The sequence below is a fragment of the Rhodococcus sp. BL-253-APC-6A1W genome, assembly GCF_012843405.1.
GTDB lineage: Bacteria > Actinomycetota > Actinomycetes > Mycobacteriales > Mycobacteriaceae > Rhodococcus.
In genome coordinates this window covers 1-12,039 of record NZ_JABAFB010000021.1, presented here as the reverse complement: position 1 = coordinate 12,039, position 12,039 = coordinate 1, and the positions used below count along the sequence as shown (strand labels likewise).

11 protein-coding genes are annotated in these 12,039 nt (G+C 66.5%); 3 read left to right on the top strand and 8 right to left on the bottom strand.

Going from position 1 to position 12,039, the window contains the following annotated elements; genetic code table 11:
* Nucleotides 1–30: 30 nt before the first annotated feature.
* Nucleotides 31–918 carry an IclR family transcriptional regulator gene (locus HF877_RS20875; RefSeq protein ID WP_169623108.1) on the bottom strand — a complete coding sequence of 296 codons (888 nt, stop codon included), beginning with the start codon at nucleotides 916–918 and terminating at the stop codon, nucleotides 31–33.
* Between the two features lie 242 nt (nucleotides 919–1,160).
* Between HF877_RS20875 and HF877_RS20870 the strand changes: the two genes are divergently transcribed.
* Together HF877_RS20870 and HF877_RS20865 are read left to right on the top strand one after the other, a co-directional pair.
* Complete coding sequence (locus HF877_RS20870; protein ID WP_169623130.1) at nucleotides 1,161–2,306, top strand: 12-oxophytodienoate reductase; 1,146 nt, start codon at nucleotides 1,161–1,163, stop codon at nucleotides 2,304–2,306.
* Nucleotides 2,307–2,550: 244 nt separating this feature from the next.
* Complete coding sequence (locus HF877_RS20865) at nucleotides 2,551–3,900, top strand: MFS transporter (protein ID WP_296550238.1); 1,350 nt, start codon at nucleotides 2,551–2,553, stop codon at nucleotides 3,898–3,900.
* A 79-nt stretch (nucleotides 3,901–3,979) separates the two neighbouring features.
* Here HF877_RS20865 and HF877_RS20860 read toward each other — a convergent pair whose 3' ends face one another.
* The 7 genes from HF877_RS20860 to HF877_RS20830 form a co-directional block, all read right to left on the bottom strand.
* A complete protein-coding gene (locus HF877_RS20860; protein WP_169623106.1) occupies nucleotides 3,980–4,408 on the bottom strand; it encodes a GNAT family N-acetyltransferase in 429 nt (142 codons plus the stop codon).
* Between the two features lie 121 nt (nucleotides 4,409–4,529).
* Nucleotides 4,530–5,333: an SDR family NAD(P)-dependent oxidoreductase gene (locus HF877_RS20855; protein WP_169623105.1), complete on the bottom strand. Its 804-nt coding sequence runs from the start codon at nucleotides 5,331–5,333 to the stop codon at nucleotides 4,530–4,532.
* A 32-nt stretch (nucleotides 5,334–5,365) separates the two neighbouring features.
* Nucleotides 5,366–5,623: a hypothetical protein gene (locus HF877_RS20850; protein ID WP_169623129.1), complete on the bottom strand. Its 258-nt coding sequence runs from the start codon at nucleotides 5,621–5,623 to the stop codon at nucleotides 5,366–5,368.
* Nucleotides 5,624–5,646: 23 nt separating this feature from the next.
* A complete protein-coding gene (locus tag HF877_RS20845; RefSeq protein ID WP_169623104.1) occupies nucleotides 5,647–6,807 on the bottom strand; it encodes a Rieske 2Fe-2S domain-containing protein in 1,161 nt (386 codons plus the stop codon).
* Nucleotides 6,808–6,957: 150 nt separating this feature from the next.
* On the bottom strand, nucleotides 6,958–7,341 hold the full coding sequence (locus tag HF877_RS20840; protein WP_296550234.1) for a nuclear transport factor 2 family protein: 384 nt from the start codon (nucleotides 7,339–7,341) through the stop codon (nucleotides 6,958–6,960).
* Between the two features lie 7 nt (nucleotides 7,342–7,348).
* Nucleotides 7,349–9,028: an AMP-binding protein gene (locus HF877_RS20835; RefSeq protein WP_169623103.1), complete on the bottom strand. Its 1,680-nt coding sequence runs from the start codon at nucleotides 9,026–9,028 to the stop codon at nucleotides 7,349–7,351.
* 115 nt (nucleotides 9,029–9,143) lie between these two features.
* Nucleotides 9,144–9,977: a MaoC/PaaZ C-terminal domain-containing protein gene (locus HF877_RS20830; protein ID WP_169623102.1), complete on the bottom strand. Its 834-nt coding sequence runs from the start codon at nucleotides 9,975–9,977 to the stop codon at nucleotides 9,144–9,146.
* Between the two features lie 240 nt (nucleotides 9,978–10,217).
* On the opposite strand from HF877_RS20830, the gene HF877_RS20825 reads away from it, so the two are divergent.
* Nucleotides 10,218–11,900: a class I adenylate-forming enzyme family protein gene (locus tag HF877_RS20825; protein ID WP_169623101.1), complete on the top strand. Its 1,683-nt coding sequence runs from the start codon at nucleotides 10,218–10,220 to the stop codon at nucleotides 11,898–11,900.
* Nucleotides 11,901–12,039 lie beyond the last annotated feature (139 nt).

The window sequence follows — 12,039 nt, the reverse complement described above, 5'->3', positions numbered from 1 at the left end:
ACGTGCCGGGCGGTCGTCGGTCGTGGCGGGTTATATCCACTCCCCCGATTGGGTGGCGAGCAGCCGCTCCATGGCGTGCGAGGACCACGACTCTGCGGGGACCCGCGCCGTGCGGGTGCCCCGCCGGGGAACGCTCAGTTCGGGATACAGCGCGCGCGAAACGTCGCGGGCCGCCGCCGCGACGAGCGGCGCGGTCCGTTCGAGAAGACCCGCGCGGGTGGGACCGCACAGGGAGATCGAGGCGATGGGCCCCTCGGGTCCCCGAATGGCGGCACCGACACATGCCATCCCGACCGCGGACTCACCGGTTTCGAATGCCAGACCGCGCCGGCTACGGATGCGGTTGAGTTCGAGATGCAGAGTCGACAGATCGTGGATGGTGCGGTCTGTACGGCGGGCGAGCCGCTCGTCGTAGAGGTCGTCGACCTGCTCGGGCTCGAGGCCTGCGAGCAAGGCTTTTCCGCACGCGCTGGCGTAGGCGGGAACCCGGCCGCCGACACGGGACGGCAGTGCCGCGGCGAGCTGGCCGCCGATCTTGTCGAGATAGACGCAGTCACCGCCGTCGAGCACCGCGAGGTGCGCGACCATGCCCGTGGTCATGTGGAGTTCGTAGAGCAGCGGAGCGGCGGCTTCCCGGATCCGGATGTGGCCGTTGTCGCCTTCGGTCATGGCCTTCGCCCGCCGGCCCAGGCAGTAACCGAACGACGCGTGGTCGATCCAGTCGAGCCGAACCATCTGGTCGAGGATGCGATGAACGGTCGAGCGCGGCAGTCGCGTGCGGCACGCGACCTCTTCGAGAGTGAGACGAGACGAGCGATCGTCGAAGGCATCGAGGATCAGGGTCATGCGTTCCACCATCGACGCGGGAAGCTCGCGCTTCGCGGACTCGGCCGGTTTCGCGTAGTCGGACTCTGACATCGGCACCCTTTCGTTCACCTGCACAGAACCCACAGAACGACAAACTGAAATTCATTCTTGTGGTCTGCATCAAAGGGTACTACGGAAGGTGACGAAGTACACACACCGCCCGCACATCCCACTGACCAGGAAGAACCTGTCCACCGATCTGCGGCGCCGGTACAACCGGAGAGCAAGGTGCCCGATCGACCTGCAGTCGTCACGGCAATCGCGTGACCACCGACGAAAGTGCCGAAACAGCCATGACCGAAGTCCCCTCCGCTCTCTTCCGCCCGCTCGCCGTCCGCTCCCTTCGGCTGCGCAACCGCATCGTAATGTCGCCGATGACGCGGTCGCACTCGCCGGGTGGAGTACCGGGACCGGACGTGGCCGAGTACTACCGGCGCCGTGCCGCCGGGGGCACGGCACTCATCGTCACCGAGGGAGTGGCGATCGACCACCCCACCGCCGTCGACAACCCCCGCGTGCCTCACATGTACGGCGAGGCCGCACTCGACGGGTGGCGCCGCGTCGTCGACGCGGTCCACGCCGAAGGCGGCCGGATCATTCCGCAGCTCTGGCACGTCGGGCCGCTGTGGGGAGCCATGACGGCAGATGTCGATCCCGCCCTGACCCCGATGCGGCCGTCGGGAGTGTGGGGAGAACCCGGCGTCACCTCGTACGGAGCCGACTATGTCGCCCGCGCGTCGAAGCCCACGCGCGCCATGACCGACGAGGACATCACGCAGGTCGTCGACGCATACTCCCGTGCCGCAGCGGCTGCGAAGGAAGTCGGATTCGACGGCGTCGCGCTGCACGGCGGTCACGGTTACCTGCTCGACTCGTTCCTCTGGGAAGGAACCAACCTGCGCGAGGACCGCTGGGGCGGCGACCTCCGAGACCGGACCCGATTCCCCGCGGCAGTCGTTGCAGCCATTCGCGCGACCATCGGTGAGGACCTGCCGATCTTCTATCGATTCTCGCAGCACAAGCAACAGGACTACGAAGCCAAGATCGCGCACACGCCGGACGAGCTGAAGGCCGTCCTCTCGCCGCTGGCCGACGCCGGCGTGGACGTGTTCGACGCAAGCATCCGCCGCTTCGATCTGCCCGCGTTCGAGGGCAGCGACCTCACCCTCGCCGGATGGGCCAAGAAGGTCACGGGCGCCGTGTCCATGGCGGTCGGAAGCGTCGGCATCGGCGCAACCCTGCGCGAGAGCCGCACCCAGGGCAGCGCTCCCGTCCGAGACAACCTTCCGGAACTCGAAAGCCGGATGGGCAGGGACGAATTCGATCTGATCGCCATCGGGCGACTTCATCTCGCCGATCCCACGCTCGCGACGACGTTGCGCAACGGCGCGGCGCTGCCGGAATTCGACCGCACCGTCCACGAGGCGGCACTGCTCTGATCTCGGTGCACCGGAGACGTCGGCAGTCTCGATGAGCGGGAACACAACTCGGAGAGTTTGTTACCTCATCTAGAAAGTGATGCGCACCACTCCCGACTGGAGTGAGGAAACCCCGCGGGCCACGACGGGCCGCCGAGAGTCTGGATGCGCAGTGACGTCATACGCTAACGAGCTATCCCACCGGGAGCCCGAACATACTTCCGGCCGAGGACGATTCGACCGCAGGCAACCCGTCTGGGTAATCGTGGCGGTGTTGATCGCCGTCGAGATCATCAGCGCTTTCGAAACTTCCATGATGTTCGCAGCGATCCCCACGCTCATCACGGATTTCGACAGCGACGCGTCGACCGTCGGCTGGGCCGTCACCTCGTTCCTCCTCGTCGCGGCCGCATCTGCCGCGGTCTGTGGCCGCCTCGGCGACATGTACGGACGTGAACGGGTATTGATCGTTCTTCTGGTGGTCGCAGCGGTGGGTTCCATCATCAGCGCCGCGGGCGACAGTCTCACCAGCATCATCGTCGGCCGCACCATCCAGGGTGTTGCCGGCGCGATCCTTCCGTTGTGCATCGGCCTCGCACGTGAGCACCTTCCGTCGGGCAAGGTTCCCGTCGCCGTCGCGCTGATCTCGGGATCCGCCGTTGCGGCGGGTTCGGCGTCACTGCTGGTCGCGGGGCTGCTCATCGACTACGCCAGCTGGCACATGATCTTCGTCGTCGCTGCCGCGTACTCGGTGTTCGCGATTCTGCTCGTGTGGTTCGTCCTGCCGTGGCGGCCGCCGACCGGCACGAAGGAGAAAATCGACTACGTCGGAGCGGTGACATTCGCGGCATCCGTCGCTGCGATCCTCCTCGGCGTCAACAAGTCGCAGGCCTGGGGCTGGGCCGACGGCCGGACCCTCGGCCTGATCGTCGGTGGCGCCGTCGTACTCGTTCTGCTCGTGCGGTGGGAGTTGCGCGTGCCGTCACCGATCATCAATGTGCGCCTCTTCGCCGGACGCAAGTTCTCGCTGACGATGCTCGCGACGGTCGCGATCGCCGCAGGACCGATGGGCGTCGCCACCATGATCATCCCGATCATCATGCAGACACCCACGTCGGACGGCTTCGGCCTGGGCCTGAGCGCAACGCACGCGGGCTGGTTGTCCTTCATCGGGTCGATGTTCGGTTTCGCGTGCACACCCCTCAGCGGCCGTATCTCGGCGGCCGTCGGGTCCCGCGTATCGATGTTGATCGGCAGCATTCTCTTCGTCGCCAGCACCGTGACCATGATGACCGCTCACAATTCGGTCGTGGCGATGACCGCGATGGTCGTGGTGGTGTCGGTCGCCACCGCATTCGCCTACACCGCCCTGCCGAACCTCATCGTCGAGGCCGTGCCCGAACGCAACACGAGCGAGGCGACCGGCACGAATGCGGTGCTGCGTACCGCAGGGCAGGGTGTCGGCACGTCCGTCGCCACCATGTTGCTCGCGTTCGCGGCCACTCCGATCGGTGGCCTGAACATGATCGGCGTCATGTTCCTGGTACTGGCGTTCATCGCGATCGCGCTCACCGTGATGATTCCCCGTGGCGTCCCGGACGCAGTCGCCTCCTGACCCATCCGACGTCTTCTCGTTTCCTCCCGGCATGAGGAGGCACCCTGCGCGCCCGGTTCCGCCCGGGCGCGCAGTGCGTTCATCCAGAGGCCGGCCGACTGTGTCTACTCGGGCGTTCCATGTATGTCGGGCCGTAGGCAACAAATCCGAACCGGGAGTAGAGCGGCTGCGCATCCTCCGTATGCAGCATCCACCGGAAGTCTGCTGCGTCGATATCCGACAGCAGGCACTCGAGCACGGCGCTCCCGACGCCGTCGCCCCGATGCTCCGGGAAGACGAATCCGTCTGCGATGTACCCGTAGGCGACACCGTCGGACGACACCCGGACCGCGCCGAGCAGTTGCCCGGAGTCCGGCTCCCTCGCGGCGTAGATCTTCCAGGCACTCTCGAATTGTTGCCGTATCCGATCGCGCGACCGCCACCTGTTCCAGTAGGCGTCGCCGGTCAGAAAATCCAGGACACGGGACAGTTCGTCCTCCGACAGTCGATTGTCGACGACGATGCTCATGGATCGCCCCCCTTCCAGCACTGTGCTCGCGACTATAGTGCCGCACGCAGAAAGCCCCGTCCAGCCCTGCGATCAGGGCGGGACGGGGCAGTCATCCCTGGTGAGGGAGTCGACAGTTCTGTCAGCGGTTCATCAGGGCACGCATCGCTTTCGCTGCTCCTTCGACCAGCTCGCGACGAGGGAATCCGCTGCGCTTCACCGCTGCGTCGTAGTTTCCGCCCGCGATCCACACCGGACCGTCCTCGAGATGTTCGAGGCCTTCGCGTGCAACATCTTCCGACTCCGAGACACGCATGCCGGGGACATCGAAGTTCAGTCCGGCGCGCACCATCGCGGGGGTGCGCGTGACACCGAGGACGAGTTCGACGACGTGCACGCCGTAGGGCTTCAGTTCGAGCCACAGGCTCTCCGCGAACACCCGGCTGAACGCCTTCGACGCCGAGTAGATGCTCTGGTGTTCCGAACCCATGTAACCGGCGAGCGAGCCGAGCAGCATGATCCCGCCGCGGCCCCGCTCCTTCATCGGTGCGCCGAACAGATGGGCAAGTTCCACCTGCCGGTGCACGTTCAGGTCGATCACGCCGCGGAATCCGTCCAGGTCTCCGGTAACGAATTCGTGTCCGTAGCTGTTCGCTCCGGCGTTGAAGATGAACAGTCCGACCTCGAGATCCGCTGTTGCGGCGCGGATCTCGTCGACTGCGTCGGGGGCGAGCAGATCCAGCGCGAGAGTGCGTACCTGTACGCCGTTCTCGCGGGCGCGGTCCGCGGTCTCCTCGAGCGGTCCGGGCTTCCGTGCGATGAGCACGAGATCGAATCCAGCACGGCTCAATTCGTCAGCGAAGGCGGCGCCGACACCCTCCGATCCTCCGGCGATCACGGCCCACGGGCCGTACTGTGCACGATCGAGGTTGAGGGGTTCGGTCATCGCGGATCCTCCGGAGTGGTCGGGTCGAAGCTTCATTGGACAACAGGTGCTGGCACGGGCGCGTCGTCGTAGACGTCGAGGACGCCCGACGCCGCCGCGCGTGTGATGGTTTCCGCGAGCCGGGTGCACGCCATGCGCGGGGCACCCGGGCGCCCGTCGCGGCCGGCGTCGTCCTGCACCTGAGGACAGCGCCGGCGCGCGTCGGCGTTCCACTGGATGGAGGTGTGCTCCCAGCTGTTCTTCTGAACCAGCACTTGCGCCGAGCACTCGGCACACCGCAGCGGTTCCATCCGGTTCTCCATCGTTACTACTCCTACCCCGCGCTGGTGGGTTGTTCCTCGAGTGCCTTGCGGGCGATGTTGGCTTCGACTTCCTTCATCCACGCAGCAACCGGGCGCGTCGTGTCCATCTCGAACTCGAAGCGGTCGGTCATCTCCGGCTTCACCTCGTCCACGTCGACGTAGAACTGCTCGTACCAGCGGCGAAGCTGGTACACCGGGCCGTCCTCTTCGCACAGCAGCGGGTTGTCGATGCGGGTCTTGTTGCGCCAGATCTCGATGTCCTGCTCGAAGCCCTTGGCGATGAAGTTGCCGAACTGCTGCGCGACCTTCAGTGCCTCGTCGCCTTCGAAGCGATCGGACTTCTTGACGATCATTCCGTACATCAGCACGAACTTGTTCTCGGAGACCGGGTAGTGGCAGTTGATGAGGGTCGACTCGATGTCGTAGCCCTCGTACTCGTAGACCAGGTCGTCGATCATGAACGACGGCCCGAAGTAGCTCGCGTCCGAGCGACTGCCGAGCATCCGCGGCTGGCCCGCGGCGTGCGGACGGGCGTCCTCGCGCGCCTTGCCGCGCATGAACTGGCTGGCCACGTGACCTTCGAAGACGTTCTTGAAGTACGTCGGGAAGGAGTAGTGCACGTAGAAGAAGTGCGCCATGTCGACGATGTTGTCGATGAGTTCGCGGCAGTTGGTGTCGACCTCGGTCCGGTACCAGACCCAGTCGGTCCACTCGTCGCTCAGCGCGCCCTCGATCCGGGGGATCGTGACGTCCGCCGGCGGCGGGTTGCCCTGCGGGTCGTTCCACACGAACAGCAGACCGTCCTGCTGGAGCGTGTGCCACGCGCGCGTCTTCGCGATGGGCGGAACCCGGCGGGCGTACGGAATGTTGGTGCAGCGGCCGTTGCCGCCCCAGCGCCAGTCGTGGAACGGACACGCAACCTGGTCACCCTTGACGGTGCCCTGGCTCAGATCGCCACCCATGTGACGGCAGTAGCCGTCGAGGATCTTGAGCTCGCCTGCTGTGTCCGCCCAGACGACGAGCTTGGTGCCGAAAGCCTCCACGGAGTGCGGCTTGCCGTCCTTGAAGGACTCGGCGAGGCCGAGGCAGTGCCAGCCGCGCGCGAAACGGGTAGGAGCAGAGCCCGCGACGATCTCGCGGACCTCGGTGGTGTCGGAAGTGCCCAGGCTCACGGTCGTCCGTCCTTTCGGGGGATTGGGAAGTACGGGGGTACACCGGCGGAAATCGGCACGTGTTGTGCCGGTCGGGGTCTCGCCGCTTCGATGATCCTGACGCTAGGTGATCACCGTCACGCCCAATCCCGGCGTCTCACTGGGCGGGACTCACGAACTCCGGGTGTCGGACGCCGACCAGAACGCGCGCATCGACGCGATCCGGCCATCGTCGGCGAAGGTCATGACATCGATCGGTTCGAAGACGTACTCGGTCCCGTCCACCTCCGAGGTCACCCGGAAGTGGAAGGCCGCTTCGTTGCCTGCGATCCGCAGGGTGAGCAGTTCCGTCGAGTTGCGCGAGTGCTCGAGTCCCGCATACAGCGGGAGGATCGCGTCGCGTCCCGTGCGCACGTCGCTGCCGACGGGGTCCTCGACGGTCGCAGTGTCGGTGTAGAGGTCGGCTATGCCGGCTGCGGACGACGCCTCGATCCGCCGCAGGTACTCGGCGACGGTGGCGCGAATGCGGTCGGGGCCCGGGATTTCGTTGTTCACGGCGGCCTCAGACGCTCTGCGCGGGCGCCGGCACGGGGAGCAGCGCAGCCCTGCCGTTCGCGGCGAATTCGGCCTCGAGACGCGCGCGTGCGTCGTCGTCGAAGGGCACGTACTCCGCCGTACGCGCGACACGTACGTACACCGTGTCGTCGGTGTTCCAGGCGGCCGCACGCAAAGGCGCCTTGTCCACCTTGTTGCTGCCGGTCAGCGGGATGTGGCCGGTCACCCGGACGAAGCGTGGCCACCACTTGTCACCCATATCCGGCTGCTCGGCGAGGAACGCGCCGAATGCTGCCGGGTCGAACACCGATCCGGGGTCCAGTTCGACAGCGCACATCACCTGGTCCCCGGTGGCGGGGTCCGGAACAGCGAAGACGGGCGCGGAGAGGATTCCGGGGCACCGATGCAGAACCCGCTCGACCGGAGCGGCCGAGAAGTTCTCGCTGTCGACCCGCAGCCAGTCCGACGACCGGCCCGCGAAGTAGAAGAACCCGTCGGCGTCGCGATAACCGAGGTCACCGGACCAGAAATCGTTCCCCTTGATCCGGTCCGCCATCGCGCCGGGATTCTTGTAGTAACCCTCGAAGGTGTGGGCTGTGTTGCGGGCGACGATCTCCCCGACCGCTTCACCGTTGATCAGGCGGCCCGTGTCGTCGAACTCGGCCGGCGGGCATTCCTCGCCGGTGACCTCGTCGAGGATCCGCACGTCGACGCCGCCCACCGCGACTCCGAGCGAACCGGTCGGGGTATCGGGAGTGCGGTTGATGCGGAAGACCCCTTCACTCGAGCCGTACCCCTCGATGACGGTGCAGCCGAAGCGCTCCGAGAACCGGGCGACGTCCACTTCGGAGGCTTCGGTCCCGAATGCCACTTCGAGTGTTCCGTCCCGGTCGCGCGGATCTTCGGGACGGCTGAGGACATAGGCGAGCGCGCGCCCGACGTAGTTCACGAAGGTCGCACCGTAGCGATGGATGTCGTCGGCGAAGCGGCTCGCGGAGAACTTCCGGATCATGCTCACGGTCGCACCCACGCTCATCGCGGTACCGAGGTTGAGCATCAGGGCGTTGCCGTGGAACAGGGGCATGCACAGGTACGTGACCGAGTCGCGGCGCATGTGCGTGCGTTCCGAGAGCGGCCCGAACAGCCGGGCGAGCCGGCCCTGGCTGACGACGACCGCCTTGGGAGCGCCGGTCGAACCCGAACTGAACAACAGCAGCGCGATGTCGTCCGGCGACGGCCGGGTCTCGGGAAGCTGGGCACCACGGAACGGTTCGAGGAACGCGCGGTATCGCGGGCTGTCGACGTCGAGGATCTTCTCGGCGGGCAGGCCGTGGTCGGTGCCGGCGACGAGATGCGCCAGGCGCGACTCGGTGATGATCAGGTCGACGTCGGCGTGCCGGACGTCCCGGGCGATTTCCGGGCCGCTTCGGCTGGCGTTGATCCCCACCACCACGGCACCGGCGAGTGCTCCCGCGCCGATCCAGAACACGAAGTCCGGAACGTTCTCGAGAAGCACTCCGATGTGGCGTTGCCGTCCCTCGGGCAGTGGCACGGTCGACACGAGCGCCGAGGCACGATCGGCGCTTTCCTGGACAACTTCGTCCCAGGTCCAGCGCTGGTCCTCGAAGCGCAGTCCCACCTTGGCGTCGCCGCGGCGAGCTCGCACTACTTCGGCGAACGTGTCCAACTCATACCTCCAGATAGTCACGAGCGATGGGGCCATCACGGGCAGTCCGATCACAACAGACGCTCACGCGGCGCCGCGCCGGATTCCCGGCCAGCGGGAGCGCACGCGAGGGCTTCTAGCTCTGGGCGAAGACCGCGCGGCCTCCCGACAGCACTGCTCCTGCCTCGGTGGTGACGTCGAACCGCGCCTCGGACGACGCGCCCCAGGCGCGGATCTCGGCGGTGTCGCCGGGGAAGACCGGGGCCGCGAACCGACCGGACAACGCGACGAGATCTGCGGGGTGTGCTCCGAGCTCTTGCGCGAGCGGCAGAGTCGTCGCGGCCAGCGTGCACAGTCCGTGGAGAATCGGCCGCGGCTGTCCGATCCCGGCTGCGGCGTCCGGATCTATGTGGATGTGGTGACGATCGCCGGTGAGCCGGTACAGCGCGGCCTGTTCCGCGTGGGTGGTGAGGAGTGCGGTCGAGTCGGGTTCGCCGTCCGGTTGCGCGGGGGCGGACGGACCGCGGTCCCCGCCGAATCCGCCCGCTCCCGGCGCGAACAGCGACCATGTGGCGACGAAGTACTCGCTTTCCACCACAACCTCGAAGACTGCGGCGCGGCCCTTGTCCCACACGTCCCCGACCCGAGCCGTCATCGCGATGCTGCCGGACTTCGGAAGCGGGCTGAGAACGTCCAGCTGCTGGGAGCCGTGGAGTGCGGTCTTCGTATCGAATGCACCGAGCGATCCCAACGCATCCGGCGCCCACTGCGCCAAGGTCAGAGCGAAAGTCGGCAGCACCCGGAGGCGGTCCTCGAAGACGAGGTCGAGGTCTGTGGCGCGAGCCCCCACAGCGAGCGCATACAGAATCGCGTCGCGCTCGTCATAGGTGACCGTGCGGGTGCCGAGTTCGGCACCGCGCCAGGTTGCCGGGGTCGGCGTGTCGGTCGTGGTTGCATCGTGTGCGGGCATCGTTTCGTGTCCTTTCCGAGCGTGCTGATCGCACGCTAGGCACCCCCTGTAGCGGGGGTCACCGAGCATCCCACTGACCGGTACATTCGAACAGGGCGTTCATCGGCGTGAGAGATTCTTGCGATCCGATCCACGAGGAGGGGCATTCGTGCAGCGTGCAGGATCACCGGCGACTCACCGGTCGTCGGCGACGACCGGTCCGAGCCGGACCGCCACGCGATCCGGACTCGGCGGTGCACGATGAGCATTCCGTCGGATCCCTTCCCCTTCCTGGACCAACTCATCTCCCGGCTCACCGGGCCCGGCGGCGAGTTCGAGATCGTGATGGACGAGGTCCTCGGTACCTCGATGCCGGTCATGCGTAAACGGAACCGCGCGGTGGCGGATCTGCTGTCGCAGTCGCTCGTCTGGGGTGATCGCGAGTATCTCGTCACGGCCGACCGCCGCATCACCTTCGACGAGAACGCGAGGGAGTCCTATGCCCTCGCCGCCGCGCTGCGCGAGAGATACGGCGTGCGTGCGGGCGACCGGGTAGCCATCCTGTCGGCCAACAGACCCGAGTGGGTCACCGTGTTCTGGGCGACCCAGGCTCTCGGCGCCATCACGGTCGGGCTCAACGCATGGTGGGTGCAACCGGAACTGGAGTTCGGTATCCGCCATTCCCGCCCGCGCATCGTCTTCGTCGATGCTCCGCGTGTCGAGGCGGTCACGAAGATCGCCCCGAGCGACACGGTGGTGCTGTCGGTCGAGACGGATCTGCCCGCACTGATCGCCGAGTTCGACGGCCGGCAGCCACCGCCCCCGCGAATCGACGAGGACGACCCGGCAGTCCTGCTGTACACCTCCGGTACGAGCGGGGATCCCAAGGGGGCGTTGCACTCTCAGCGCAACCTCTTGGCCGTCGTCGATTATCAGCGCTACACCGAAGCGATCCACACGATCTGGACAGGCGAAACGTACGACCGCTCGGCCCCGTCCGATGCCCGCTACCTGCTCACGTCGTCGATGTTCCACATCACGAGCCTGCACAACACGATCGTGCCGCGGCTGGCGATGGGAAGCACCGTGATCATGAACCAGGGATGGTTCGACGTCCACCGTGTCCTGGAATTCATCGAACGCGAACAGGTGACGCACTGGCTGGCCGTGCCGTCGATGGCGGCACGCATGCTCGAAGACGAGGACCTCGACCGGTACGACCTGACGTCGCTGACACGGTTCACCCTGTCCTCGGAACCGTCCACACCGGAGTTCAAACAGCGCCTGCGCGAGCAACTCCCGTTCGGACGGCACGCGATGGTCGACAGCTACTCCATCACCGAATGCAGCACATCGATCGCGGTGGCCAGCGCACAGGAACTCGAGAAGCATCCGGGTACCGTCGGCGTCCCGATCATCACCGTCAGCCTCGAGATCCGCGATCAGTACGGCGAATGGCTGCCCGACGGCCACGTCGGCGAGGTATGCGTCCGCAGTCCATTCGTCATGATCGGGTACTGGGACGACGAGAAGGCCACCGCCGAGGCGATCACGCCGGACCGCTGGCTTCGGACCGGCGATTTCGGGGTCGTCGAGGAGGGCCGGCTCCGGCTGGTCGGCCGGCGTGCGGATCTGATCCATCAGAACGGCGAGAACATCTATCCCTCCGAGGTCGAACGAGTGCTTGCCCAGCATCCTGCCGTGCGCGAGTGCGTGGTGACGGGAGCACCGCACGCCGACTGGGGGCAGGAAGTCGTCGCGGTGGTCGTGCTCGTCGCGGGAACGACGGTGACCGAGGAGGATCTGACCAAGTTCGCCGCCGAGCACCTCGCCTATTTCAAGGTACCCACGCGGTGGCGCCTGACCCATGATTTGTTGCCCCGCAACTCCACCGGAAAGATCGTCCGTAAGGGCTGGCGCGGTACGCACGGTCCGGAAATGTGAACGCCCGGGCGGCTCCTGCTGCGGCGTGCGTAGTAGGAGCCACCCGGACGTCGGCGTCAGGGGATCAGCTCAGGCGTTCGAGCACCATCGCCATACCCTGACCACCACCGACACACATCGTCTCCACACCGAACTGCTT